Source organism: Burkholderia sp. APQ4-4ca, from assembly GCF_057837105.1.
Genome location: NZ_JBYQCG010000219.1, coordinates 19,567 through 44,396 on the forward strand (window position 1 = coordinate 19,567; position 24,830 = coordinate 44,396).

A 24,830-nucleotide genomic window follows, 5' to 3' on the forward strand; every position below is an offset into this window, starting at 1 on the left:
CGCCCATTCGACTGGAGAACGCATCATGCTGCTCATCGTCCTTGCCTATCTCGGCGGCGTGCTCACGATCCTGAGCCCGTGCATCCTGCCCGTGCTGCCGTTCGTGTTCGCGCGCGCCGACCAGCCGTTCGTGCGCACCGGCCTGCCGCTGCTCGCGGGCATGGCGCTCACGTTCGCCGTCGTCGCGACGCTCGCCGCCGTCGGCGGCGGCTGGGTCGCGCAGGCCAACCAGGCCGGCCGCTGGATCGCGATCGTGCTGCTCGCCGTGTTCGGCCTGACGCTGCTGATGCCGCGCTTCGCGGAACACCTGACGCGCCCGCTCGTCGCCGCCGGCAACCGGCTCACCGGGCTCGCGCAACGCGACGGCCGTCCGGCCGGCCCGGCGTCGTCGCTGCTGCTCGGCGTCGCGACGGGCCTGCTGTGGGCGCCGTGCGCGGGCCCGATCCTCGGTCTCGTGCTGACCGGCGCCGCACTGCGTGGCGCGAGCGTCGGCACGACGCTGCTGCTCGTCGCGTATGCGGCCGGCGCGGCGACGTCGCTCGGCGTCGCGCTCGTGATCGGCGGCAAGGTGTTCGCCGCGATGAAGCGCTCGCTCGGCGCCGGCGAATGGATTCGCCGCGGGATCGGCGCGGCGCTCCTGGCCGGTGTCGGCGCGATCGCGCTCGGCCTCGATACGGGCGCCCTCGCGCAACTGTCGACGGTCACCACGGGCGGGCTCGAAACCAAGCTCGTCGACCGTCTCGGCGGACGCTCGAACGGTGCGCCGGCGGCCCCGGCCGCGACCGGCGCCACCGACAACGCGCCGGGCGGCGCGATGATGGCCGCCGCAGCCGATGGCGCCCAGGCCAGCGGCGGCGCGATGATGCGCGTGGCCGACGCCACCGCGGCCGCGCTGCCGGTCGAAGGCACGCTGCCGTCGCTCGACGGCGCGGTGCAGTGGCTGAACTCGCCGCCGCTGACGGCGGCCGGGCTGCGCGGCAAGGTCGTGCTGGTCGATTTCTGGACGTATTCGTGCATCAACTGCCTGCGCACGCTGCCGTACACGACTGCCTGGGCACGCAAGTACGCGCCGTACGGGCTCGTCGTGATCGGCGTGCACGCACCGGAGTTCGCGTTCGAGCGCGATATCGGCAACGTGAAGAAGGCCGTGCACGACCTCGGCATCGACTACCCGGTCGCGATCGACAACGGCTATTCGATCTGGCGCGCGTTCAACAACGAATACTGGCCCGCGCACTACTTCATCGACGCGCAAGGGCGGATCCGCCATCACCACTTCGGCGAAGGCGAATACGCGCAGTCGGAACGCGCGATCCAGTCGCTGCTCGCCGAAGCCGGCCATCCGGACGCGCTGAACGTGCCGCTCGGGCTCGCCGGCGCGCCCGCGAAGGGTGCGCTCGCGGCGGCCGACAGCGCGGACGTCCGTTCGCCCGAAACGTATGTCGGCTATGCACGCGCGGAAAGCTTTGCGTCTGCGGGCGGCGTCGTGCGCGATGCCGCGCACCGCTACGACGCGCCGGCCCGCCCGGACCTCAACGACTGGGGCCTTGCCGGCACGTGGAACGTCGGCGCCGAGCGCGCGGCGCTCGCCGCCCCGGATGGCCGGATCGTCTACCGCTTCCATGCACGCGACCTGCACCTCGTGCTCGGCCCCGGCGCGGGCGGGCGGCCCGTGCGCTTTCGCGTGACGCTCGACGGCGCGGCGCCCGGCGTCGCGCATGGCGCCGACGTGGACGCGCAGGGCTACGGCACCGTCACCGGCCAGCGCCTGTACCAGCTCGTCCGCCAGCCCGGTGCGATCGCCGATCGCACGTTCGCGATCGAGTTCCTCGATCCGGGTGTCGATGCGTACGCATTCACTTTCGGCTGATCGCGCGCGCCGCCGCCATCCGGGCGCCGCTTTTCCCCACGCATTCCGAAGGAGCAAAACATGAATCCGATCCCTACCCGCGATGCCGCCGCCCGTCGGCGCGCCGCCGTGCTGCGCCGCATCGGCGCGATCGCCGTCGCGGCGGCCGCCGTGTTCGGCTACCAGCGCATCGTCCATTCCGCCGAGCCGATGCGTACCGTGCCCGCGCCGACGCTCGACGAAACGCCCGGCGCATCGCACGACGAGACGGCCGTGCTCGCCGGCGGCTGCTTCTGGGGCGTGCAGGGCGTGTTCGAGCACGTGAAGGGCGTGAAGCAGGTGACCGCAGGCTACGCGGGCGGCGCGTCCGAAACCGCGCACTATGCGCTCGTCGGCTCGGGGCTGACGGGGCACGCGGAATCGGTGCGCATCGTCTACGATCCGACCCAGGTCACGTACGGCCGGCTGCTGCAGGTGTTCTTCTCGGTCGCGCACGACCCGACCGAACTGAACCGGCAGGGCCCCGACGAAGGCTCGCAGTACCGCTCCGCGATCTTCCCGACCACCGCGCAGCAACGCGCGGTCGCGACCGCGTACATCGCGCAGCTCGGCGGCGCGCATGTGTTTCCGGCGCCCGTGGTCACGCGCGTCGAAGCCTACCAGGGCTTCTATCCGGCCGAGGCCTATCATCAGAATTACCTCGAACTGCACCCCGACGCGCCGTATATCGCGTTCAACGACCTGCCGAAGGTCGCCGGGCTGAAACAGCGCTTCCCGACGCTGTACCGTGCGGACCCGGTGCTGTGGCGCGAAGCCCGCTCGTGAGCCGCTCATGAGCCGCTCGTGAGCCGCTTGCGACCGTCTGCTCGCTGCATGACGGGGCTGCCGCCCACCGCCCAGCAGAGCCGCAGACACCACGCCCCAGCGGCGTTCCGTTTGCGCCGGATCAACGAACCGGCGGATGCGATGCCGGGGCAAACCCGCATCGCCTCCGCCGCGACCGGCAACTTCGCGTAGACTCTCCTGATTCCCGCCGCTTCTTGCGGCGCTCGACATTCAGTCCAGCCAGGAGGCGTCACGCATGCGCGCAGTGCCTTTGCCTGACAGCAACACCCTCGAAGAACCGTCCACCGGCGCGGCCGTCCGCGACCTGCGCCGCGTGCCCATTCACCCGGATCACTGGTACCCGCTCGCGTGGTCGCGCGAACTCAAGCGCGGCAAGACGCTCGGCGTGCGCTTCGCCGGCGATCCGATCGTGCTCGTGCGTACCGAATCGGGCGCCGTGTATGCGCTCGAGGATCGTTGCGCGCACCGCCAGGTGCCGCTGCACGCGGGCGTCGTGAGCGGCGAAACGCTGCGCTGCTGCTACCACGGCTGGACCTACGCGTGCGACAGCGGCCGCTGCGTCGACGTGCCCTACCTCGGCCGCGAGCGCCTGCCCAACGGCGTGCGCGCGTATCCGTGCCGCGAGGCGCACGGGCTGATCTTCGTGTTTCCGGGCGATGCCACGCTCGCCGACGAACGGCCGTTCCCCGCGCTCGAATCGGCGGACAACCCCGCGTACAAGACGCGCCGCTTCGGCCGCGAGGTCAAGTGCCACTACTCGTTCATGCACGAGAACCTGATGGACATGAACCATCAGTTCCTGCATCGCAAGCAGATGGGGCAGATGCGCGCGCGCTCCGTGGGCCGCCGCCGCGGCGACGACTGGGTCGAGGTCGACTACACGTTCGCGCGGATGGAAGGCAAGCAGCCGGTCGGCGAGGCGCTCGTGTTCGGCGCGAGCAAGAAGCCGGCCGACCAGTCCGACAAGAGCGTGATGACGGTGCGCACCGGCTACCCGTACCAGACGCTGCAGATCCGCTCGAGCGAAGGCACGCTCGTGATGGATCTGTGGATCGTGTACGTGCCGCTCGACGCCGAGCAGCGCACCAACCGCACGTTCGGGCTGCTGTCGATCCACAAGCCCGGCATCCCGTTCGCGCTCGATCTCGCGTGGCCGCTGCTCGTGTGGTTCACCGAGCGCATCTTCCGCGAGGATCGCTGGATCGTCGAGCGCGAGCAGGAAGCGCACGATCGCCAGGGCGCCGACTGGAACCACGAAGTGTTTCCGGTCATCAACGAGCTGCGCGACCTGCTGCGCCAATGCGGCGCACGCACCGTGATCCCGATCCGCGACGCACGCGACAGCGCGTGACGTGACGCATGCGGCTCGCCGCGGCGCGCGCCGTTACAGCGTGAACGCGCCCGGCAGCAAGGCGCGGGCCGTCGTGATCTCGACGGCCCCTTTCAGGTTCGCGAGGATCACCTCGATGTCGGGCGTGCCGATCTCGATGATCACCTGACGACACGCGCCGCACGGCGCGATCGGACCGTCCGTGTCGCCGACGACCGCGAGCCGCGCGAAATCCGCCGGCCGATAGCCGGCGGCGATCGCCGCGAACATCGCCGTGCGTTCCGCGCAATTGCACAGCCCGTACGACGCGTTCTCGACGTTGCAGCCGTGGAAAACCGCGCCGTCGCGCGCCAGCAGCGCCGCGCCGACCTTGAAGCGCGAATACGGCGCATACGCGCGCTCGCGCGCCGCCTTCGCCTGTTCGATCAGTTCGTCTCGTTCCATCGTGGTGAGGCCTCCGGGGGCAGGGTCAGCCGATCTGCTGGTAAAGGGTCGGCGGCGCTTCGCCGGTCTCGCCGAGCACGTAGCTGCGGCGCACCGCGTCCGCCGCGTGAGCCGCGGCAGCTTCGTCGCGGGCGTGCACGAAGCCGAGCGGCTCGCCGGCCTCGATGCGCTGCCCGATCTCGGCGAGCGCCGTCAAGCCGACGCTGACGTCGATCGCATCCTCCGCGCGCGTGCGGCCGCCGCCGAGCGCGACCACCGCCAGCCCGAGCGCGCGGCAATCGACCCGCTGCACCACGCCGCTCGCCGGCGCCGCAACCGGCACGATCACCGCCGCGCGCGCCAGATGCCGTGCAGGCGCGTCGATCAGGTCGGCCGGGCCGCCGAGCGCGACGACCATGCGCGCGAAACGCTCGGCCGCCGCGCCGGAATCGAGCGCCTGCCGCAGCTTCTCGCGTGCGTGGGCGACATCGGGCACGAGCCCGCCGGTCACGAGCAATTCGGCCGACAGCGCCATCGTCACGTCGTGCAGACGCGCGGGACGCGACTTGCCCGTCAGGTAGTCGATCGCGCACGCCACTTCGAGCGCATTGCCCGCGCACGGCGCGAGCGACTGGTTCATGTCGGTGAGGATCGCGGTCGTCTTCATGCCGGCGCCGTTGCCGACGTCGACGATGCTGCGCGCCAGTTCCGCCGATTTCTCCGCCGTCGGCATGAACGCGCCGGAGCCCACCTTGACGTCCATCACGAGCCCGTCGAGCCCCGCCGCCAGTTTCTTCGACAGGATCGACGCGGTGATCATCGCGACCGATTCGACGGTCGCCGTCACGTCGCGGATCGCATAGATGCGCTTGTCGGCGGGTGCGAGCCGCGCGGTCTGCCCGATGATCGCGACGCCCACCTCGCGCACCGTGCGGCGAAACGCGTCCGTCTCGGGCATCACGTCGTAACCGGGAATCGCGCTGAGCTTGTCGAGCGTGCCGCCGGTATGGCCGAGCCCGCGCCCCGAGATCATCGGCACGTAGCCGCCGCACGCGGCCACCATCGGCCCGAGCATCAGCGACACGACATCGCCGACGCCACCCGTCGAATGCTTGTCGATCACCGGCCCGCCGAGATCGAGCGCGCGCCAGTCGAGCACGTCGCCGGAATCGCGCTGCGCAAGCGTCAGCGCGACGCGCTCGTCCGTGCTCAGGTCGTTGAAATACACGGCCATCGCGAACGCGGCCACCTGGCCCTCGGTCACGCTGCCGTCGGTCACGCCGCGCACGAACGCGGCCATCCCGTCGCGATCGAGCGGCTGCCCGTCGCGCTTCCTGCGAATGAATTCCTGCGGTAGAAACATCGTTGCCTCGCGTCAAACGGTCGGAGTCTGCTGCACGGTTCAATGCAGCGAGAAAAACAGCCCGGCAATCGCCGCGCTCATCAGGTTCGACAGCGTCGCGGCCGTCAGCGCGCGCAAGCCGAGCCGCGCGACGTCCGAGCGGCGCTCGGGCGCGACCGCGCTGAACCCGCCCGCGAGAATCGCGATCGACGAGAAGTTCGCGAAGCCGCACAGCGCGAACGACACGATCGCGAGCGTCTTCGGGTCGAGCACCTGCAGGCCGGCCGCCGCCGCGTGCGCGCCGCCCTTCAGGTACGGCGACAGGTCGCCGTACGCGACGAATTCGTTGAAGATCAGCTTCTCGCCGATGAAGTTGCCGGCCAGCGTCGCATCGTGCCACGGCACGCCGATGATCCATGCGAGCGGCGCGAACAGGTGGCCGATGATGCCGACCAGCGTGACCTGCGGAAAGCCCGCGAACGCGGCCGCGCCGCCGACGATCAGGTTCATCAGCGCGATGAGCCCGACGAACGCGATCAGCATCGCGCCGACGTTGATCGCGATGCGCAGGCCGACCGACGCGCCCGATGCGGCCGCCTCGATCACGTTGGCGGCGCGCTTGTCGTCGAAATCGAGGCCGTCGACCACCACGCGGCTCGGCTCGACGGTCGGAAACAGCAGCTTGCCGAACAGCAGCCCGCCCGGCACCGCCATGAACGACGCGGCGAGCAGGTACTCCATCTTCACGCCGAGGCCGGCGTAGCCGACCAGCACCGAGCCGGCGACCGACGCCATCCCGCTCGCCATCACCGTGAAGATCTCGGCGCTCGTCATGTTGCGCACGAACGGCTTCACGAGCGCGGGCATCTCGCTCTGCCCGAGGAAGATCGTCGCGACGGCCGAGCACGCCTCGATGCGGCTCACGCCGAGCACCTTCGCCAACCCCGCGCCGAGGATCGCGACGATCCACTTCATCACGCCGATGTAGTACAGCACCGAGATCAGCGCGGTGACGAAGATGATCATCGGCAGTACGCGCAGGCCGAACACGAACCCGCCGTCGCCGAACAACTGGAACATGCGCGCGTCGACGAGCCCGCCGAATACGAACGCGATGCCGTGATTGCCCATGTCGAGCACGCGATTGACGCCGTTCGCGGCCCCGGCGAGCGCCGCGCGGCCGGACGGCACGAACAACACCAGCGCGCCGATCGCGAACTGCGTGAGCAGCGCGGCGATCATGGTCCGCGCGCTGACCGCGCGGCGGTTGTTCGACAACAGATACGCGACCAGCAACAGAAACAGCATACCGAGGAGACTGCGCAGAATATCCACCTTTGTGCTCCTTTCTCACTATTTGAACTGTCCGGCGGGCGGCCCGTGCCCGCGACCCGCGTGATGGGGTGGGTGGATGTTACTCGCTCGATATGCACGCCGGCAACGTCGCCAAAATCGCCGCGATCAATGGCATCGATCGTTTCCGTTTTCGTCTTCGACAATTTGATCAGGTGTTCTATCTACGCAGCTAAAACAGGCGCGGGGCGTGCCGTCGGAACGGACACGCCCCGCGCGACGCGTATCGTTCAACCCGCGCGCTCGACCGGATGCGGCTCGCGCAGCCGGTTCGCGATCCGTGCGGCCTCGTAGTAGCCGGCCGCCGGCGGACGCTTCAGGTAGCGGCCCGCGCCGCGCACCGCGCGCAAATCGCCGTCGGCCCACGCGAGCGCGCCGCGCGTGAGCGTGTGCGTCGCGACGCCCTGCACCGTCATCCCCTCGAACACGTTGAAGTCGACCTGCTGATGATGGGTCTTCACCGAGATCGTCTTCGTCGCGGCCGGATCCCACACGACGAGGTCGGCATCGGCGCCGACCTGCACCGCGCCCTTGCGCGGATACAGGTTGAAGATCTGCGCGGCATTGGTCGACGTGATCCGCACGAACTCGTTCGGCGTGATGCGGCCGTGGTTCACGCCGTGATGCCACAGCACCGACATGCGATCCTCGACGCCGCCACAGCCGTTCGGGATCTTCGTGAAATCCTCGCGGCCCATCGCCTTCTGCGATGCGCAGAACACGCAGTGATCGGTCGCCGTCGTATGCAGCTGCCCCGACTGCAGCCCGCGCCACAGCGCCTCGCGATGCTCGGCCGAGCGGAACGGCGGGCTCATCACGTGGGCCGCCGCGCGCGTCCAGTCCGGGTCGCGATAGACGGCCTCGTCGATCACCAGGTGCCCCGGCAGCACTTCGCCGAATACGCGCAGCCCTTCGCTGCGCGCGCGCGTGATCACGTCCACCGCGTCCTTCGCCGACACGTGCACGATATACACGGGCACGCCGAGCACCTGCGCGATGCGGATCGCGCGGTTCGCGGCTTCGCCCTCCACCTCCGGCGGCCGCGATAGCGGGTGAGCCTCCGGCCCCGTGATCCCGCGCGCGAGCAGCGCCTTTTGCAACTGGAACACGAGCTCGCCGTTCTCCGCGTGCACGGTCGGCAGTGCGCCGAGTTCGAGCGAACGCGTGAAGCTGTTCACGAGGACTTCGTCGTCGGCCATGATCGCGTTCTTGTACGCCATGAAGTGCTTGAAGCTCGAGACGCCATGCTCGCGCACGAGCGTGCCCATGTCGCGGTGCACGCTCTCGTCCCACCACGTCACGGCCACGTGGAAACCGTAATCGGAAGCCGCCTTCTCGGCCCAGCCGCGCCATTCGTGGAATGCCTCCATCAGCGGCTGCTTCGGACTCGGAATCACGAAATCGATGATGCTCGTCGTGCCGCCCGACAGCCCGGCAGCGGTGCCCGAATAGAAATCGTCGCTCGCGGTCGTGCCCATGAACGGCAGTTCCATGTGCGTATGCGGATCGATGCCGCCCGGCATCACGTACTGGTCGTGCGCGTCGACGACGGTCGCGCCGGCCGGCGCGTCGATCTGCTCCGCGATCTGCAGGATCGTGCCGCCGTCCTGCGGATCGGCGCAGAGCACGTCCGCGCGATAGGAGCGGTCCGCATCGACCACGGTGCCGCCGCGAATCAGGATTGCCATTTCGTTGCCTCCTCGTTGACTGTCGGGTGCCGCATGCCGCGCGCGAGTCGCCGCCGGCTCGCGCGTCATGCGCTTACAATCCGCGCGCGCGGTCCGGCGCGCCACTTCATCCAGGTGCCGTATACGCCGGACGCCAGCACGAGGCCGACGAACCACGCATACGTGTAAAGCGTGTTGAAGAACGCCGGCACGTTCGGAAACGACGCCGGAAACGCCGTATGCAGGAAGCCCGGCAGGTTCGGCAGCACGCCGACGGCGAGCGCGACCAGCGCGGCCGGGTTCCAGCCGCGCGCGTAGCTGAAATCGCCGCGCTCGTCGAACAGCGCGCGCGTGTCGAGCTGCGTGCCGCGAATCAGGAAATAGTCGACCATCAGGATGCCCGCGACCGGCCCGAGCAGCGCCGAATAGCCGACGAGCCAGGTGAAGATATAGCCGTCCGTCGTCGCGAGGATTTTCCACGGCATCATCACGATCGCGATCGTCGCGGTGATCATCCCGCCCGCGCGGTACGAAATCGCCTTCGGCCACAGGCTCGAAAAATCGTAGGCAGGCCCGACGAGATTCGCGGCAAGATTGCAGCACATCGTGTCGAGCGTGAGGATCACGAGCGCGATGCCCACGCCGATGCCGGTCATCCGGCTCGTCAGGTCGATCGGATCCCAGATCGCGTTGCCGTAGATCACGACGGTCGCCGACGTGACGACGACCGACACCACCGACAGCAGCGCCATCGGCAGCGGCAGCCCGATCGACTGGCCGATCATCTGGTCGCGCTGCGAATGCGCGAAGCGCGTGAAATCGGGAATGTTCAGCGCGAGCGTCGCCCAGAAGCCGACCATCGCGGTCAGGCCCGGCCAGAAGGTCGCCCAGAAGAGTCCCGCCTTCTTGCCGCCCGCCGCGAACTGCGACGGCGCCGACAGCATCGAGCCGACCCCGCCCGCCTTCGACGTCGCCCACCAGACGAGCGCCACGCACATCACGACCTTGATCGGCGCGGACCAGCTTTCGAGCCAGCGGATCGAATCGGTGCCGTGCAGGATGAAGTACAGCTGCAGCGCCCAGAACACGAGGAAGCACGCGAGCTGTCCGAACGAAATGCCGACGAGCGGCAGCGCCGCGCCGTGCAGCGCATTGCCGGTCAGGATGTTTAGCAGCGTGTAGATCGCGCTGCCGCCGAGCCAGGTCTGGATGCCGTACCAGCCGCAGGCGACGATCGCGCGCAGCAGCGCCGGCAGCTTCGCGCCCTGCGTGCCGAACGACGCACGCACGAGCACCGCGTACGGAATCCCGTGCTTCGCGCCGGCATGGCCGATCAGCAGCATCGGCACGAGCACGATCAGGTTGCCGAGCAGCACCGTCATCACCGCCTGCCACGGCGACATGCCTTCCTGGATCAGCCCGGCCGCGAGCATGTACGACGCGATGTTCATCACCATCCCGACCCACAGCGCCGCGAAGTGGTACCACTTCCACGTGCGCTGCGCCGGCGTCGTCGGCGCGAGGTCGTCGTTGTACAGGCTGCCGCCGTGCGCCGCGGCGCTGTCGGGTTCGGCGGGAATCGCTGCTGGTTTCATTGAACGCGCTCCACGAAAACGTCGGCGCCGGCATCGCACGATGCCGGCCCGGGAAAACGAAAAGCGGCGGCGCAAGCTCTCCCGCGCCGCCGGACGCCGGTCAGGCCGCCTTCGCGTGCTTCTCGGGCGCGGCCGCCGGGCCGCCGCTCGCGCCGGCATCCGCGCTCGCCGGATTGTTCGGATGCGTGGTCCAGTTCGCGTAGTCGCCCGAATCGACGCGCTCCATCGTGATGCATTGCTCGACCGGACACACATGCATGCAAAGATTGCACCCGACACATTCCGAATCGACCACTTCGAAGTGCCGCACGCCGTCCTTCGTCGCCGTGATCGCCTGGTGCGACGTGTCCTCGCACGCGATATGGCACAGCCCGCACTGGATGCAGCGGTCCTGGTCGATGCGTGCCTTGATGTCGTATTTCAGGTTCAGGTATTTCCAGTCGGTCACGTTCGGCACCGCGCGGCCGCGAATGTCGTCGAGCGTCGCGTAGCCCTTCTCGTCCATCCAGTTCGACAGGCCGTCGGCGAGATCCGACACGATCCGGAATCCGTAATGCATCGCGGCGGTGCACACCTGCACGCTGCCGGCGCCGAGCACCATGAACTCGGCCGCGTCGCGCCACGACGAGATGCCGCCGATGCCCGAGATCGGCAGGTTCGGCGTTTCCGGATCGCGGGCGATCTCCGCGACCATGTTCAGCGCGATCGGCTTGACCGCCGGGCCGCAATAGCCGCCGTGCGTGCCCTTGCCGTCGACGGTCGGCATCGGCGCCATCTGGTCGAGATCGACCGCGACGATCGAGTTGATCGTGTTGATCAGCGACACGCCGTCCGCGCCGCCCTTGTATGCGGCGCGCGAGCCCATCCGGATGTCGCTGATGTTCGGCGTGAGCTTCACGAGGCACGGCAGCCTCGTGCCTTCCTTCACCCAGCGCGTGACCATCTCGACGTATTCGGGCACCTGCCCGACCGCCGCGCCCATCCCGCGCTCGCTCATCCCGTGCGGGCAGCCGAAGTTGAGCTCGACCGCATCGGCGCCGGTATCCTCGACGAGCGGCAGGATCCATTTCCAGTCGCGCTCGTTGCACGGCACCATCAGCGACACGATCAGCGCGCGGCCCGGCCAGTCGCGCTTCACCTGCGCGATCTCTCTCAGGTTCACGTCGAGCGGACGGTCGGTGATCAGCTCGATGTTGTTCAGCCCCGCGATGCGCTGGCCGTTCCACTGCACCGCGCCGTAGCGCGAACTGACGTTGACGACGTGCGGATCGAGTCCGAGCGTCTTCCAGACGACGCCGCCCCAGCCCGCCTCGAACGCGCGGTTGACGTTGTAGGCCTTGTCGGTGGGCGGCGCGGACGCGAGCCAGAAGGGGTTCGGCGAAGTGATGCCTGCGATGGTGCAGCGGAGATCGGCCATGTTCGGCTCCGTGAGAAGGGGTCGTGTTCCTCGGTGTGCGTGCGGTGCGTCGCGCGTTCAGGCCGCCTTCGCGTCACGCGCGGCAAGCGTCGCGTCGATCGACGCGGCCGCGCGCTTGCCGTCCTGCACGGCCTGCACCGTCAAGTCGATGCCGTCCGTCGCCGCGCAGTCGCCGCCGGCCCATACGTCCGGCAGCGCGGTGCGCCCGTCCGCCCCCACCGCGATACGCGTGCGGTCCGCGGTCAGCAGCGCGGCTTCGATACCGTCCGGCACGAGCGTCTGGCCGATCGCCTTCAGCACCATGTCCGCATCGACGGTGAAATGCTCGCCCGACGCGGCCTCGAATTCGACGCCCGTCACCTGCCCGTCCGTGCCTGCGATGCGCACCGGCTTCGCGTGCGTGACGAGCGTGACGCCGCACTTCTGCGCGAATTCGCGCTCGGCCCACGTCGCGCTCATCGCGTCCACCCCGCGCCGGTACACCATCGTCACACGCTCGGCGCCTAGCTTGCGGCTCTGCACGGCCGCATCGATCGCCGTATTGCCGCCGCCGATCACGACCACGCGCCGCCCGACCGCCACCTTCTCCAGCCCGTCGGCCTGCCGCACCTCCTCGATGAAATCGACCGCGTTCATCACGCCGCCCAATTGCTCGCCGTCGATCGCGAGCGCACGCACGCCGCCGAGGCCCATCGCGAGGAATACCGCGTCATGCCGTTCGCGCAATGCGTCCAGCGTGACGTCGCGACCGAGCGCGATACCCGTTTCCAGCGTGATGCCCCCCACCGACAGCAGCCACTCGACTTCACGCTGCGCGAAATCGTCGACGGTCTTGTACGCGGCGATCCCGTATTCGTTGAGGCCGCCGGCCTTCGGCCGTGCATCGAACAGCGTGACGCGGTGCCCGGCGAGCGCGAGCCGGTGCGCACACGCGAGCCCGGCCGGCCCCGCGCCGACCACCGCCACATGGCGGCCCGTCTCGGGCGCGCGCCGGAACTGCACCGCGCCAGTCTCCATCGCCCAGTCGGTCGCGTGCCGCTGCAACGCGCCGATCGCGACCGGCTGCGCATCCTGATGGTTGCGCACGCACGCGCCTTCGCACAGGATCTCGGTCGGGCACACGCGGGCGCACATCCCGCCGAGCGGATTCGCGGACAGGATGTCCATCGCCGCGCCTTTCAGGTTGCCGTTGCCGATCTTGCGGATGAAGCTCGGGATGTCGATCTGCGTCGGGCACGCGTGCACGCACGGCGCGTCGTAGCAATAGTGGCAGCGGCTGGCCGCCGCCGCCGCGGCGGTCGGATCGAGCAGCGGCGCGATATCGGCGAATTCGCACGAGAGTTGCGTGGACGACAGGCGATGCGCGGCGATATCGCCGGTTGGCTGGGTGGTCATACGCATTCCTTCGACTGGGTGGAGACAAAGCCGTCCCCGCCGGCTGCGGATGCACAGTCGGGGCGGTCGTGCTTAGGATTGCTACGGTCGAACTATGCGCGGTCTACCGGCCGCGCTATACCCGATTCGTCATGAAGCCGGCTCGCACGCACGCGACAGCATCGCGTGCAGCAGCACGTTCGCGCCGGCCTCGATCCATGCGGGCGTCGCGTCCTCGATCTCGTTGTGACTGATGCCGTCGATACATGGCACGAACACCATCGACGTCGGCGCGACCTGCGCCAGATAGCACGCGTCGTGGCCGGCCCCCGACACGATGTCGCGATGCGAGTAGCCGAAGCGATCGGCCGCGTCGCGTACGGCTGCCACGCAGGCGGGGTCGAACGCGACCGGCTTGTAGTAGAAAATCTGCTCGAGTTCGGTGTCGAGCCCAATGTCGCCCGCGATGCGCGCAACGCCGTCCCGCAGCGCCGCGTCCATCTTCGCGAGCACGGCGTCGTCCGGATGGCGGAAATCGACGGTGAAGAATACGCGGCCCGGAATCACGTTGCGCGAGTTCGGGTGGACCTGCATCATGCCGACCGTCGCGCAGCCGAACGGCGCATGATCGAGGCCGATCCGGTTGACGAGATCGACCACGCGCGATGCGCCGAGCAGCGCGTCGCGGCGGCGCGGCATCGGCGTCGGCCCCGCGTGCGCCTCCTGGCCGGTGAACGTGATCTCGTACCAGCGCTGCCCCTGCGCGTCGGTCACCACGCCGATCGTCTTGCATTCCGCTTCGAGAATGGGCCCCTGTTCGATATGCAGTTCGAACGCCGCGTGCAGCTTGCGCCCGCCGCACGGCACGTCGCCCGCGTAGCCGATGCGCGCGAGTTCCTCGCCGATCGTCTTGCCGTCGACGTCCTTGCGCGACAACCCGTAGTCGAGCGTGAACACGCCCGCGAACACGCCCGATGCGACCATCGCCGGCGCGAAGCGCGACCCCTCCTCGTTGGTCCAGATCACGACCTCGACCGGATGCTCGGTCTCGATGCCGTGATCGTTCAGACTGCGAATCACCTCGAGGCCGCCCAGCACGCCGTAGATGCCGTCGAAGCGCCCGCCGGTGGGCTGCGAATCCGCGTGCGAGCCCGTGACGACCGGCGCCGCGTCGGCCACGCGGCCCGCGCGGCGCATGAACACGTTGCCCATCGTATCGACCGTCACCGTGCAGCCCGCAGCCTTCGCCCAGCCGACGATCAGGTCGCGGCCGGCCTTGTCGAGATCGGTGAGGGCGAGACGGCACACGCCACCCTTCGGCGTCGCGCCGATTTTCGCGACTTCCATCAGGCTGTCCCACAACCGCCTGCCGTCGATCTTGATCGACGTGTCGAAAGCTGCCCGCTTCACTGTTTCCGATACCGCGTTCATTCGTATCGCTCCTGTGGGGTCGGTGATGTCGTCAGCCCGGTCCGTGCCGGTGCATGTGAGGCCTGTTTCGGGGCACGCCGCCCGGATGCGGTGCATGCTCGGTCGGTGCGTGAAACGCGTCAAATCCTGTCCGATTGGACAGGTTTTAGACGATCAAAATGAGCAGCGCAACGTCTTTCTTGCGCGACGCACCGGAGCGAGAAACGTGCCATCGCAACGCAGCATCGCGGTGGCGTGGCGGCATCCGGATGCGTGCGCGCGACGCGAATCAGCGGCTAGAATGAAGCCCAACGCGGCATGGCCGCCGCGCGAGGGTAACGATGAGACATGACGAGGCGACGATCGAAGCCACCGACCGGGATGAAACGGCGGCGCCTTTGCGGCGACGCAAGGCGCACATTCGCGAGTCCAACGAAGCGCATCTGCTCGCGTGCGCGGAGGCCGTATTCGCGGAGCGCGGGCTCGCCGGCGCCAGCACCGCGATGATCGCGGAACGCGCGGGCCTGCCGAAGGCGAACGTGCACTACTACTTCCCGACCAAGCTCGCGCTGTACCGCCGCGTGCTCGAAGATCTGTTCGAGGACTGGCACCACGCGGCCGGCTCGTTCGAGGCCGGCGACGATCCGGTGGAGGCGATCGGCGGCTACGTGCGCGCGAAGATGGCGCTGTCGCAGCGGCGCCCGCTCGGCTCGAAGGTGTGGGCCAACGAGATCATCCACGGCGCGGAGCACATGCAGGACATCCTGTCGCAACGCGTGAAGCCGTGGTTCGACACCCGCGTGAAGGTGATCGAAGGCTGGGTCGCGCGCGGATTGCTCGCGCCGATCGATCCGCATGCGCTGATGTACCTGATCTGGGCGACCACGCAGCACTATGCGGATTTCGATGCGCAGATTCGCGCGCTGAGCGGCAAGCGCGCGTTCACGAAGAAGGCGTTCGACGAAAAAACCGAGCAGGTCGTGCAGCTCGTGATTCGTGCGTGCGGCGCGGTGTCGCCGAACGCGAAGCCGTAGCGCGACACGACGCTTCCATCGAATAAAAACGGGCGGCGCGCATCGCACGGGGATGTCCCGTGCGATACGCGCCACCCGTGATGCCACGTTCGCGCGTGCGAGCGATGCGATGCGCGATGTATTACGCGATGCGTTCGATCGCAATGGCCGTCGCTTCGCCGCCGCCGATGCACAGCGATGCGATGCCGCGCGTCAGGCCATACGTTTCGAGCGCGGCCAGCAGCGTCACCATCACGCGCGCACCCGACGCGCCGATCGGATGCCCGAGCGCGCATGCGCCGCCGTGCACGTTCACCTTCTCGTGCGGCAGATCGAGGTCGCGCATCGCGGCCATCGGCACCACCGCGAACGCTTCGTTGATCTCGAACAGATCGACGTCGCGCAGGTTCCAGCCGGTTTTCTCCGACAGCTTGCGCAGCGCGCCGATCGGCGCGGTCGCGAACAGGCCGGGCTTGTCCGCATGAGTCGAATGCCCGACGATCACGGCCTTCGGCGTGAGGCCGAGGCGCTCGGCTTCCGAGCGGCGCATCATCACGAGCGCGGCCGCGCCGTCCGAGATCGACGAGGCATTCGCGGCCGTCACCGTGCCGCCGTCGCGGAACGCCGGCTTCAGTGTCGGGATCTTGTCGAGTTTCGCCTTGCCCGGCTGCTCGTCGATCGACACGACGCTTTCCGTCTTGCCGGCCTTCACGGTCACCGGCGCGATCTCCGACACGAAACGCCCTTCCGCGATCGCGCGCTGCGCCCGCGTCAGCGACGCAATCGCGAACGCATCCTGCGCTTCGCGCGTGAACTGGTAGGCCTGCGCGCAATCCTCGGCGAAGGTGCCCATCAGGCGGCCTTTTTCATACGCGTCCTCGAGCCCGTCGAGGAACATGTGATCGAGCACCTGCCCGTGCCCCATGCGCATGCCCGCGCGCGCCTTCGGCAGCAGGTACGGCGCATTCGTCATGCTCTCCATCCCGCCTGCCACCGCCACGCCCGCCGAACCCGCCAGCAGCAGGTCGTGCGCGAACATCGCCGCCTTCATCCCGGAACCGCACATCTTGTTGACCGTGGTCGCACCCGCCGCGAGCGGCAGCCCGGCCTTCAGCGCGGCCTGTCGCGCCGGCGCCTGGCCCTGGCCGGCCGGCAGCACGCAGCCGAACACTATTTCGTCGATGCGTTCGGCCGGCACGTTCGCGCGCTCGAGCGCGGCGCGAATCGCCACCGCGCCGAGGTCGCTGGCGCTGGCCGCCGCCAGGTCGCCCTGAAAACCACCCATCGGCGTGCGCGCCGCGCCCACGATTACGATCGGATCCTGAGTCGTCATGATTCGCTTCCTCCAGTGTCAGCGCGGTGCCATGCGCAACGCGCCATCGAGACGGATGACCTCGCCGTTCAGCATCGTGTTCTCGGCGATGTGGCGCACCAGCGCCGCAAATTCTTCCGGGCGGCCGAGCCGCGGCGGAAACGGCACGCTCTTGCCGAGCGCGTCCTGCACGTCCTGCGGCATGCCGGCCATCATCGGCGTCGCGAAAATGCCGGGCGCGACCGTCACGACGCGAATGCCGAAGCGCGCGAGCTCGCGTGCGATCGGCAGCGTCATGCCCACCACGCCGCTCTTCGACGCCGCATACGCGGCCTGTCCGATCTGCCCGTCGAACGCCGCCACCGACGCGGTGTTGACGATCACGCCGCGCTCGCCTTCCGCGTCGGCGTCCTGCTTCGACATCGCTTCGGCGGCCAGCCGGATCATGTTGAACGTGCCGACGAGGTTGATCGACACCGCCCGCGCGAAGCGGTCGAGCGAATGCGGGCCGTCGCGGCCGACGACCTTCTCGCCCGGTGCGACGCCCGCGCAGTTGACGAGCGCATCGATGCGGCCGAACGTGTCGCGCGCGGCCGCGACGGCCGCCTGGCCGTCGGCTTCGCTCGTCACGTCGGTCTTCACGAAGCGCGCGGCCGCGCCGAGTTCGTTGGCGAGACTCGCCCCCGCCTCGTCGTTGACGTCCAGCAGCACGGCCTTGCCGCCTTGCGCGACGACCATGCGCGCCACCGCGGCGCCGAGGCCGGAACCGGCGCCCGTAATCAGAAAAACGCGATCCTTGATGTTCATTCGCAGTCCGTATTCAGGGTTGAGCGACCTTCTCGGCTTCCATCTTGCGCAACACGAAGCGCTGGATCTTGCCGCTCGGGGTTTTCGGCAGCGCGTCGACGAAGTCGATCGCGCGCGGATAGGCGTGAGCGGACAGCCGCCGCTTCACGTGCAGACTCAATTCCTCGACCAGATCGGGCGTGCCGTCGAACCCTTTCGACAGGACGACGAACGCCTTCACGATTTCCGTGCGTTCCGGGTCGGGCACGCCGATCACGGCGGCCTCGCTGACGGCCGGATGCTCGATCAGCGCGCTCTCCACGTCGAAGGGGCCGATCCGGTAACCGGACGACGTGATCACGTCGTCCGCGCGGCCGATGAAGCTCACGGCGCCGTCCGGCTCCAGCTCGACGTTGTCGCCGGTCCGGTAGTAGCCGCCCGCGATCGCCGGCGTGTCCTGCTGCCAGTAGCCGCGGAACCACAGCAGCGGCGAGCGCGCGATGTCGATCGCGAGGTTGCCGGGCTCGCCGGGGCCGAGCTCGCGGCCCGCTTCGTCGAGCACCGCGACCCGGTAGCCGGGCATCGCGAAGCCGGCCGAGCCGACGTGCACCACGTGCGCGAGGCCGTGATGGTTGTTCACCACCATCCCGAGTTCGGTCTGGCCGTAGTGATCGTGGATCGGCGCGCCGAGCGCCGCGTCGAACCAGCGCACGACTTCCGGGTTCAGCGGTTCGCCCGCGCTGCTCACCACCCGCAGCTTGCCCTTCACGCGCGCGGCCACTTCGGGCCCGGCCGCCATCAGCATCCGGAACGCGGTCGGCGAACCGGCGAGGCTCGTGATGCCGAGCCGCTCGATCACGTCGTACGTGCTGTCGACCGTGAAGCCGCCCTCGTAGAGCGTCGTCGCATGGCCGAGCAGGAGCGGGCCCGTGATCGCGTAATAGAGGCCGTACGCCCAACCCGGGTCGGCGATGTTCCAGAATCGGTCGCCCGCGCGCAGATCGACTGCTTCGCGCATGTACGCACCGAACGCGAGCAACGCGTACAGCGGCACCGGCACACCCTTCGGCAAGCCCGTCGTGCCGGACGTCGACATCATCATGAACAGGTCCGACCCCTTGCGCAGCACGGGCTCGAACGTATCGGGCTGCGCATCGAGCGCCGCGCGGAAATCGATGTCGTGCGCCGACAGCGTCTCGGCTGCTTCGCGCACCGTCGCCACCGGCGGGCAATCGGCAATTTCGTCGAGCTTCGCGCGATTCGGGACGTTGGTCACGACGAGCCGCGCGTCGCTCATGCGCAACCGGTGCTCGATCGCCTTCGGGCCGAATGCGGTGAACAACGGCTGATACACGGCGCCCGCGCGCCACGTGCCGAGGATCGTCGCGACGAGTTCCGGCGTGCGCGGCAGCAGCCCGGCCACCACGTCGCCCGGCTTCACGCCCTGCGCGACGAGCAGGTTCGCGACCCGGGCCGACAACGCCTGCATCTGCGCGAACGTGAAGCGGCGGTGCTGCCCGCCGGCGTCGATCCAGTCGAGTGCGATCGCGTCCGACTTCGCGTGCCGGTCGCAGCATTCGACGCACGCGTTCAAGCCGCGCTCCAGGTCGCCGCTCAGTTGCGCGGCGGCGGTCTCGATACTGAATCGGGCCACGGTGTCGGCATAAGCCGGCACCGGCCGGGCGGTAGCTCCTTCAGGCATGCGTGTCTCCTGTTCGTTATGGCCGCCGTCGAGCCGGGGCGCGACGGGGATACATCGATAGTAGACAGCCCATACATTGCAATCAATGACAAACGGAATCTAGAATCATGATCGCTTTTGCCATGTCGGAGGACGCAGGAAAATGGGGCCGCAGATGATTTCGCCGGATTTCGTCGACGATGCGCTCGCGTGCCTGCGCCGGCACGACCTGCCGACGGCGCCCGTGCTGCGCACCGCCGGGCTGCCGGCCGTCGTGCACGACCCCGTCACGCCGCAGCAGTACGGCCGCCTGTGGCTCGCGATCGCGGGCACCCTGGACGACGAATTCTTCGGGCTCGCCGCGCGCCCGATGCGCCGCGGCAGCTTCACGCTGCTGTGCCACGCGGTGCTGCATGCCGGCACGCTCGACAAGGCGCTGCGGCGCGCGCTGCAGTTCCTCCGGGTCGTGCTCGACGAGCCGCACGGCGAACTCGTCGTGGCCGACGGACACGCGCAGATCGTGCTGGCGCAATCGGGCACGCCGTACCCGGCGTTCGCGTACCGGACGTTCTGGCTGATCCTGCTCGGCGTCGCGTGCTGGCTGATCGGCCGGCGTATCCCGCTGCAACGCATCGATTTCGCGTGCCCGAGCCCCGGCCAGCGCAGCGACTATCACCAGTTCTTCGGCGTCCCCGTGCATTTCGACCGGCCCGACAGCCGGCTCGCATTCAACGCCGCCTATCTCGCGCTGCCGACGATCCGTTCGGAGCAGGCGCTGAAGGCTTTCCTGCGCGGCGCACCCGGCAATCTCCTTGTGCGCTATCGGCACGACACGGGCTGGGTCGCGAAGACGCGCGCATATCTGAAGGCGCGGCCGGCCGCCGAGTGGCCCGACTTCGACGCGCTGGCCGCGCGCCTCGACACGACGCCCGCGACGCTGCGGCGGCGTTTGCGCAGCGAAGGGCAAAGCTTCGCGGCGATCAAGGACGAGTTGCGCGGTGCGCTGGCTCAGTCGCTGCTGCGCGGTCGCGCGCTCAGCGTCGCGGAAATCGCGGCCGAGCTCGGCTTCACCGAGCCGAGCGCGTTTCATCGCGCGTTCCGGAAATGGACGAGCACGAGCCCGGGGGCATTTCGGCGCGACGTGCAGCGGCGAATGCGGAGTCTTGAATGGTGTGCGGATACGCCACGTCTGGTCACGCGCGGCTGATACGATGCGGACATCCGGCTGCCGCCTGCCGTTCCTGATCCGCGGCAAACACCGATCAACCCTTACCGCTCCCGCTCCGATGCAAACATCCGTCTTTTCCGACACCGAACTGGCCGATCTGCGCGCACACGGTATCGTGCTGTTTGCCGGCCGCGTGATATTCGACGCACAGCCGCCGATGGCGACCGACCAAATCGCGGCCGTGCAGGCCTGCTGCCACGGCGACATTCCGCTCCCGTTGCTCGAGCTGTGGCGCGTCACGGCCGGCGGCAGCCTCGACTACGACCTGACGCTGGAGATGAACGGCAATGTCGAAGCCATCAGTTGGAGCGAGCTGTTCTACAACGGCAGCGACGGTTATCGCGACCTGCAGGGCTGGATCGACCACGAGCTCGAACTGGCCGAAGAAGCCGCGCAAGAGAACACGCGCACGTGGAACGGCAAAATCGATGCGCTGCCGTTCGGCGGCTTCGAATATTGCGACCGCATCTACGTCGTGACGGAGCCCGGCGCGCCCGACTATGGCCATGTGCTTGCATGGAAACAGGGGTTGCCGCCCGCGTGGCGCGGCGCGATGCACGAGGACGGTCTCGCGACGATCGCCCCCGATCTGTACGCGGCATTCGGCGCGCTGCAGCTTCATGTCGATCCGCTGGAGCCCGGCGTCGAACCAGGCACCGGTGTCACGCTGCTCGAATACGTCGATGAACGCCGCGACGATCATGGCCTGTCGCCATCGTTGGCCGACAAGCTGATCGCGTTCTATCGACAAGCTGCGATCGACTGGCGCACGCCGCTCGCCGACGGCAGCCTCGGCGCGCAACCGGTGCTCGCACGTCACGCATTACGCCATGCGATCGAGCAAGACGATGCGGCACTCATCGCGCGGCTGGCGCCGCTCGTCGCCGATCTCGGCGTGGCGCTCGCCGGCAGTTCGATCCCGACGGATTATGCGCTGCGACGCCGGAAGTTTTCCGCCGCCGCCGCGTTGCTCGCATCGGGCGCACCGGTCGTGTCCGATGCGCTGGCATCCGTGTCCGGCGCCGTACCGCTCGAGCTCATGCGCATGCTGCTTGACGCCGGCGTCCAGCCGGATGCCGACGCAATGGCGCGTTGCGTCGCGGACGGCGGCACCGATAGCGCACGGCTGATCGGCGCAGCGCTGTCGGCCCGTGGCGTCGACACGGCAGTTGCCTACCGCGCCGCGAGCGAGAAACTGCTGGCCCAGTTGAAGGCCGACATCCACAAGGTTCGCGCCGGCAAGCTCAGCCACTATCTCGGGCTCGACGGGCTCGAAGCACACGCCGAGCGTCTGCGGACGTTCGATTACTGACGTCACGCTGGCGCGACGCGCCGTGGGTTTTCCTGCAGTATCGCGGTCCGGAGGCCGTTTGTTTGGATTGGGTCTCTTCCGCGTTCCGGCGCGAATCTGCATGGTACCGAACGCACCGCCGCGCGCGTGACGTTGCGCCCCGTTCCGTCAGACCACATACTGGTCAGCCAGCCTGAGCGAGGGGGCGTCGATGGTGAATGTCGATGGGAGCGCCGCTTCGATCTTCGGCGCAATCGGGACGGCCGTGTCGTTGCTGGCGGCGATCCCTTACGCGCTCGCGATCTACCGGCGCACCGTTCGCCCGCATCTGTTCACGTGGCTCGTGTGGTCGGTCGTCACCGCGATCGCGGCCGCCGGCCAGTTCGCCGCGGGCGCGGGGCCCTCCGCGTGGTGCACGGCGGCGATTGCGGTCACGTGCTTTCTGACGCTGATCGCCAGCCTGTTTCGCGGCGAGCGCGGCTGGACGGGCCTCGACTGGCTGTTCCTGTGCGCGGCACTGTCGGCCATTCCTCTGTGGATGCTGACCGACGATCCGACGGTGTCGATCTGCCTGGTTACGCTGATCGAGCTTGCCGGCCTCGGCCCGACCGTGCGCAAGACGATCCGCGATCCGTGGAGCGAGAGCCTCGCGTATTTCGCGCTGTGCGTGCTCAAGTACGCGCTGGCGTTGCTGGCGCTGAGCACGTGGAGTATCGCGGTCGCGTTCTATCCGGCCGTCAACCTCATCGCGTCGATCGGCATCTGCCTGATGATGCTGGTCCGGCGTCAGTCGTTGCCGAATGCGCGGTAGGCTGCGTTTGTCGCCGCCTGCCACCTCCCCTCCGAAATGATGCGAGGTCTGACATGAATGCAATCCGTACCGTCATCGAACCCTGCGAAACCGCACTTCGCGCAGCGATGCTCGCCAACGACGTCGAAGCGCTCGACGCGCTGCTGGACGACGATCTGGTGTTCACAATTCCGACCGGCCAGATCGTCTCGAAAGAGGACGACCTGGCCGCGCATCGCGCGAAGCTTTTGCGTCTCGACGCGCTCGACGTCCACGAAATGCGTGCATCCGCGATCGACGAAATGATCCTCACCACGACGCAAGCGACCCTAGCGGGCCATTTCGATGGCACGGCCTTCACCGGTACGTTTGCCTATACGCGGCTCTGGCGTCGCTCGGGCGCCAACTGGCGCGTCGTCGCCGGACATGCATCGCAGGTCGTGTAGCTGCGCCGCGTGTGCGGTTGAATCGCGTCAGGCAATGCTGCGGCGAACGGGCCGGCTGTCGATCGGCGGCGAGACCGGGCGACGCGGGTGATGCGGGTGATGCGGGTGATGCACTGATGAAAACGCCGAGACCGGAGCCTGATGAGCGCCAAAAATGGACAAGCGATTTACCGTGCGCGCCGCGCGTGTCGCGGATGCGGACGAACTCAGTCGACTGGCGCGCCTTTCGAAGGCGCACTGGGGCTATCCGAAGGAATGGCTCGAGCTGTGGCAAAGCGATCTCACGATTTCGCCGGAAACGATCGAAGGGGCGATCGGTTACGTCGCGGAATCGGCCGAGTCGATCATCGGATTCTGGGTCCGAGCATCAGTGGATTCGGATCGACCGACGCCCGGATGGCTGTTCGTTCATCCCGATCACATGGGCCGGGGTATCGCCCGTGCGCTGTGGGAAGCAGTTCGGACTGAGGCCGCTGCGAGAGGCATCAAAAGCTTTGTGATCGAAGCGGATCCGAATGCTGCGCCGTTCTATCTGACGCTCGGAGCTGAAAAGGTCGGCGAGAAGGAATCGAGCGTCGTGCCGGGCAGGTTTTTTCCGATCTTGCGGATCACGGTCTGATGGGTGGTGAAAGCAGCAAGATGGCCCGCGGTGCGTATGGCCTGGGAGATTGAGCTGTCGGCGGTTACAAGTGAGGTTCCGGCTGAGAAATGCCTGGGTTCGAGCAGCCCGGCAGAAGCGGCCTGATGGCGCTTGTTACGCCTTGCCTCGCATGCCATCCGACATGTTTTTCGACGCTGAAATGCAAAAACCCCCGCCTTGTCGGGCGGGGGTTCTTGGCTAAGGGAGCCTGACGATTACCTACTTTCACACGGGAATCCGCACTATCATCGGCGTAGAGTCGTTTCACGGTCCTGTTCGGGATGGGAAGGGGTGGGACCGACTCGCTATGGTCATCAGGCAAAGGGGGTTGTTGTGCTGGCTTCGCAGCACAACCAATCTTGGAAGAAGCAGTAATTAGGTTGTGTGTATCACACACGAGAATCCAACTTGTCTCATCTTGCTACGCAGGTCACCGGTACTTCAACCGGCGCGCCGCATCGATCAGCTTCGCTGCTCGACGCTCTGCGTGGGATGCTCGTCAGTGCTGAAGCACTAACGATCATCGACAAGGCAGACTTGTTATAGGATCAAGCCTTACGGGCAATTAGTATCAGTTAGCTGAACGCATTACTGCGCTTACACACCTGACCTATCAACGTCCTGGTCTCGAACGACCCTTCAAGGAGGTCTAGCCTCCAGGGATATCTCATCTTAAGGCGAGTTTCCCGCTTAGATGCTTTCAGCGGTTATCTCTTCCGAACATAGCTACCCGGCGATGCCACTGGCGTGACAACCGGTACACCAGAGGTTCGTCCACTCCGGTCCTCTCGTACTAGGAGCAGCCCCCTTCAAATATCCAACGCCCACGGCAGATAGGGACCAAACTGTCTCACGACGTTTTAAACCCAGCTCACGTACCTCTTTAAATGGCGAACAGCCATACCCTTGGGACCGGCTACAGCCCCAGGATGAGATGAGCCGACATCGAGGTGCCAAACACCGCCGTCGATATGAACTCTTGGGCGGTATCAGCCTGTTATCCCCAGAGTACCTTTTATCCGTTGAGCGATGGCCCT

At 67.8% G+C, this 24,830-nt stretch carries 20 protein-coding genes and 2 rRNA genes; 9 read left to right on the forward strand and 13 right to left on the reverse strand.

Features of this window, described 5'->3' with window-relative positions; translation table 11 throughout:
* The first annotated feature begins 25 nt into the window (after nucleotides 1–25).
* From AC3IFE_RS23515 to AC3IFE_RS23525, 3 genes are all read left to right on the forward strand, one after another.
* Nucleotides 26–1,870, forward strand: a complete 1,845-nt coding sequence (locus AC3IFE_RS23515) for a cytochrome c biogenesis protein DipZ (RefSeq protein WP_489192308.1) — start codon at nucleotides 26–28, stop codon at nucleotides 1,868–1,870.
* Between the two features lie 60 nt (nucleotides 1,871–1,930).
* Nucleotides 1,931–2,674, forward strand: a complete 744-nt coding sequence (gene msrA, locus AC3IFE_RS23520) for a peptide-methionine (S)-S-oxide reductase MsrA (RefSeq protein ID WP_489192310.1) — start codon at nucleotides 1,931–1,933, stop codon at nucleotides 2,672–2,674.
* 256 nt (nucleotides 2,675–2,930) lie between these two features.
* Entirely contained in the window at nucleotides 2,931–4,046 is a 1,116-nt protein-coding gene (locus AC3IFE_RS23525) for an aromatic ring-hydroxylating oxygenase subunit alpha (RefSeq protein ID WP_089470998.1), read from the forward strand.
* Nucleotides 4,047–4,079: 33 nt separating this feature from the next.
* Here AC3IFE_RS23525 and AC3IFE_RS23530 read toward each other — a convergent pair whose 3' ends face one another.
* From AC3IFE_RS23530 to AC3IFE_RS23565, 8 genes are all read right to left on the reverse strand, one after another.
* Entirely contained in the window at nucleotides 4,080–4,469 is a 390-nt protein-coding gene (locus AC3IFE_RS23530) for a cytidine deaminase (protein WP_489192312.1), read from the reverse strand.
* 25 nt (nucleotides 4,470–4,494) lie between these two features.
* Entirely contained in the window at nucleotides 4,495–5,811 is a 1,317-nt protein-coding gene (deoA, locus tag AC3IFE_RS23535; RefSeq protein WP_489192314.1) for a thymidine phosphorylase, read from the reverse strand.
* A gap of 39 nt (nucleotides 5,812–5,850) precedes the next feature.
* Complete coding sequence (locus tag AC3IFE_RS23540; protein WP_011545785.1) at nucleotides 5,851–7,125, reverse strand: NupC/NupG family nucleoside CNT transporter; 1,275 nt, start codon at nucleotides 7,123–7,125, stop codon at nucleotides 5,851–5,853.
* Between the two features lie 248 nt (nucleotides 7,126–7,373).
* The gene (gene hydA / locus AC3IFE_RS23545) at nucleotides 7,374–8,831 is read right to left on the reverse strand and encodes a dihydropyrimidinase (RefSeq protein WP_301740149.1); all 1,458 of its coding nucleotides are present in this window, start codon (nucleotides 8,829–8,831) and stop codon (nucleotides 7,374–7,376) included.
* Between the two features lie 65 nt (nucleotides 8,832–8,896).
* Nucleotides 8,897–10,405 carry an NCS1 family nucleobase:cation symporter-1 gene (locus AC3IFE_RS23550; RefSeq protein ID WP_489192316.1) on the reverse strand — a complete coding sequence of 503 codons (1,509 nt, stop codon included), beginning with the start codon at nucleotides 10,403–10,405 and terminating at the stop codon, nucleotides 8,897–8,899.
* A 100-nt stretch (nucleotides 10,406–10,505) separates the two neighbouring features.
* Nucleotides 10,506–11,822, reverse strand: coding sequence for an NAD-dependent dihydropyrimidine dehydrogenase subunit PreA (gene preA, locus AC3IFE_RS23555; protein ID WP_489192318.1), 1,317 nt, complete (start codon nucleotides 11,820–11,822; stop codon nucleotides 10,506–10,508).
* A 57-nt stretch (nucleotides 11,823–11,879) separates the two neighbouring features.
* Nucleotides 11,880–13,217: an NAD(P)-dependent oxidoreductase gene (locus tag AC3IFE_RS23560; protein WP_489192320.1), complete on the reverse strand. Its 1,338-nt coding sequence runs from the start codon at nucleotides 13,215–13,217 to the stop codon at nucleotides 11,880–11,882.
* Between the two features lie 129 nt (nucleotides 13,218–13,346).
* Entirely contained in the window at nucleotides 13,347–14,627 is a 1,281-nt protein-coding gene (locus tag AC3IFE_RS23565; RefSeq protein ID WP_089470991.1) for a Zn-dependent hydrolase, read from the reverse strand.
* Between the two features lie 320 nt (nucleotides 14,628–14,947).
* On the opposite strand from AC3IFE_RS23565, the gene AC3IFE_RS23570 reads away from it, so the two are divergent.
* Nucleotides 14,948–15,640, forward strand: a complete 693-nt coding sequence (locus AC3IFE_RS23570; protein ID WP_489192322.1) for a TetR/AcrR family transcriptional regulator — start codon at nucleotides 14,948–14,950, stop codon at nucleotides 15,638–15,640.
* Nucleotides 15,641–15,761: 121 nt separating this feature from the next.
* Here the strand turns inward: AC3IFE_RS23570 and AC3IFE_RS23575 are convergent, their stop codons facing one another.
* Genes AC3IFE_RS23575 through AC3IFE_RS23585 form a run of 3 tightly spaced genes read right to left on the reverse strand, consistent with a single transcriptional unit; the run spans nucleotide 15,762 to nucleotide 19,419 of the window.
* A complete protein-coding gene (locus tag AC3IFE_RS23575) occupies nucleotides 15,762–16,952 on the reverse strand; it encodes an acetyl-CoA C-acyltransferase (protein WP_089470989.1) in 1,191 nt (396 codons plus the stop codon).
* A gap of 18 nt (nucleotides 16,953–16,970) precedes the next feature.
* A complete protein-coding gene (locus AC3IFE_RS23580; protein ID WP_489192324.1) occupies nucleotides 16,971–17,738 on the reverse strand; it encodes a 3-hydroxyacyl-CoA dehydrogenase in 768 nt (255 codons plus the stop codon).
* 13 nt (nucleotides 17,739–17,751) lie between these two features.
* Nucleotides 17,752–19,419 carry an acyl-CoA synthetase gene (locus AC3IFE_RS23585; RefSeq protein WP_489192326.1) on the reverse strand — a complete coding sequence of 556 codons (1,668 nt, stop codon included), beginning with the start codon at nucleotides 19,417–19,419 and terminating at the stop codon, nucleotides 17,752–17,754.
* A gap of 142 nt (nucleotides 19,420–19,561) precedes the next feature.
* On the opposite strand from AC3IFE_RS23585, the gene AC3IFE_RS23590 reads away from it, so the two are divergent.
* From AC3IFE_RS23590 to AC3IFE_RS23610, 5 genes are all read left to right on the forward strand, one after another.
* Entirely contained in the window at nucleotides 19,562–20,605 is a 1,044-nt protein-coding gene (locus AC3IFE_RS23590; RefSeq protein WP_489192328.1) for an AraC family transcriptional regulator, read from the forward strand.
* A gap of 79 nt (nucleotides 20,606–20,684) precedes the next feature.
* Nucleotides 20,685–21,938 (forward strand): SMI1/KNR4 family protein, encoded by a 1,254-nt coding sequence (locus AC3IFE_RS23595; protein WP_489192330.1) that lies wholly within the window; start codon nucleotides 20,685–20,687, stop codon nucleotides 21,936–21,938.
* Between the two features lie 190 nt (nucleotides 21,939–22,128).
* Nucleotides 22,129–22,728 carry a hypothetical protein gene (locus tag AC3IFE_RS23600; protein ID WP_489192332.1) on the forward strand — a complete coding sequence of 200 codons (600 nt, stop codon included), beginning with the start codon at nucleotides 22,129–22,131 and terminating at the stop codon, nucleotides 22,726–22,728.
* A 53-nt stretch (nucleotides 22,729–22,781) separates the two neighbouring features.
* Entirely contained in the window at nucleotides 22,782–23,153 is a 372-nt protein-coding gene (locus tag AC3IFE_RS23605) for a nuclear transport factor 2 family protein (RefSeq protein ID WP_489192334.1), read from the forward strand.
* Between the two features lie 154 nt (nucleotides 23,154–23,307).
* Entirely contained in the window at nucleotides 23,308–23,772 is a 465-nt protein-coding gene (locus tag AC3IFE_RS23610) for a GNAT family N-acetyltransferase (RefSeq protein WP_489192336.1), read from the forward strand.
* Nucleotides 23,773–23,999: 227 nt separating this feature from the next.
* Here AC3IFE_RS23610 and rrf read toward each other — a convergent pair.
* Nucleotides 24,000–24,112: ribosomal RNA gene (rrf, locus tag AC3IFE_RS23615) — 5S ribosomal RNA — on the reverse strand.
* 225 nt (nucleotides 24,113–24,337) lie between these two features.
* Nucleotides 24,338–24,830: ribosomal RNA gene (locus AC3IFE_RS23620) — 23S ribosomal RNA — on the reverse strand; the annotation flags it as partial.

Excerpts from the sequence above, each read along its gene's own strand:
- preA (WP_489192318.1), bottom strand. The coding sequence starts at position 11,822 with ATGGCCGATCTCCGCTGCACCATCGCAGGCATCACTTCGCCGAACCCC.
- hydA (WP_301740149.1), bottom strand. The coding sequence starts at position 8,831 with ATGGCAATCCTGATTCGCGGCGGCACCGTGGTCGATGCGGACCGCTCC.
- AC3IFE_RS23580 (WP_489192324.1), bottom strand. The coding sequence starts at position 17,738 with ATGAACATCAAGGATCGCGTTTTTCTGATTACGGGCGCCGGTTCCGGC.
- AC3IFE_RS23610 (WP_489192336.1), top strand. The coding sequence starts at position 23,308 with ATGGACAAGCGATTTACCGTGCGCGCCGCGCGTGTCGCGGATGCGGAC.
- AC3IFE_RS23595 (WP_489192330.1), top strand. The coding sequence starts at position 20,685 with ATGCAAACATCCGTCTTTTCCGACACCGAACTGGCCGATCTGCGCGCA.
- AC3IFE_RS23590 (WP_489192328.1), top strand. The coding sequence starts at position 19,562 with ATGGGGCCGCAGATGATTTCGCCGGATTTCGTCGACGATGCGCTCGCG.
- AC3IFE_RS23605 (WP_489192334.1), top strand. The coding sequence starts at position 22,782 with ATGAATGCAATCCGTACCGTCATCGAACCCTGCGAAACCGCACTTCGC.
- AC3IFE_RS23565 (WP_089470991.1), bottom strand. The coding sequence starts at position 14,627 with ATGAACGCGGTATCGGAAACAGTGAAGCGGGCAGCTTTCGACACGTCG.
- AC3IFE_RS23515 (WP_489192308.1), top strand. The coding sequence starts at position 26 with ATGCTGCTCATCGTCCTTGCCTATCTCGGCGGCGTGCTCACGATCCTG.
- AC3IFE_RS23570 (WP_489192322.1), top strand. The coding sequence starts at position 14,948 with ATGAGACATGACGAGGCGACGATCGAAGCCACCGACCGGGATGAAACG.
- msrA (WP_489192310.1), top strand. The coding sequence starts at position 1,931 with ATGAATCCGATCCCTACCCGCGATGCCGCCGCCCGTCGGCGCGCCGCC.
- AC3IFE_RS23600 (WP_489192332.1), top strand. The coding sequence starts at position 22,129 with ATGGTGAATGTCGATGGGAGCGCCGCTTCGATCTTCGGCGCAATCGGG.
- AC3IFE_RS23530 (WP_489192312.1), bottom strand. The coding sequence starts at position 4,469 with ATGGAACGAGACGAACTGATCGAACAGGCGAAGGCGGCGCGCGAGCGC.
- AC3IFE_RS23585 (WP_489192326.1), bottom strand. The coding sequence starts at position 19,419 with ATGCCTGAAGGAGCTACCGCCCGGCCGGTGCCGGCTTATGCCGACACC.
- AC3IFE_RS23575 (WP_089470989.1), bottom strand. The coding sequence starts at position 16,952 with ATGACGACTCAGGATCCGATCGTAATCGTGGGCGCGGCGCGCACGCCG.
- AC3IFE_RS23550 (WP_489192316.1), bottom strand. The coding sequence starts at position 10,405 with ATGAAACCAGCAGCGATTCCCGCCGAACCCGACAGCGCCGCGGCGCAC.
- AC3IFE_RS23525 (WP_089470998.1), top strand. The coding sequence starts at position 2,931 with ATGCGCGCAGTGCCTTTGCCTGACAGCAACACCCTCGAAGAACCGTCC.
- AC3IFE_RS23560 (WP_489192320.1), bottom strand. The coding sequence starts at position 13,217 with ATGACCACCCAGCCAACCGGCGATATCGCCGCGCATCGCCTGTCGTCC.
- deoA (WP_489192314.1), bottom strand. The coding sequence starts at position 5,811 with ATGTTTCTACCGCAGGAATTCATTCGCAGGAAGCGCGACGGGCAGCCG.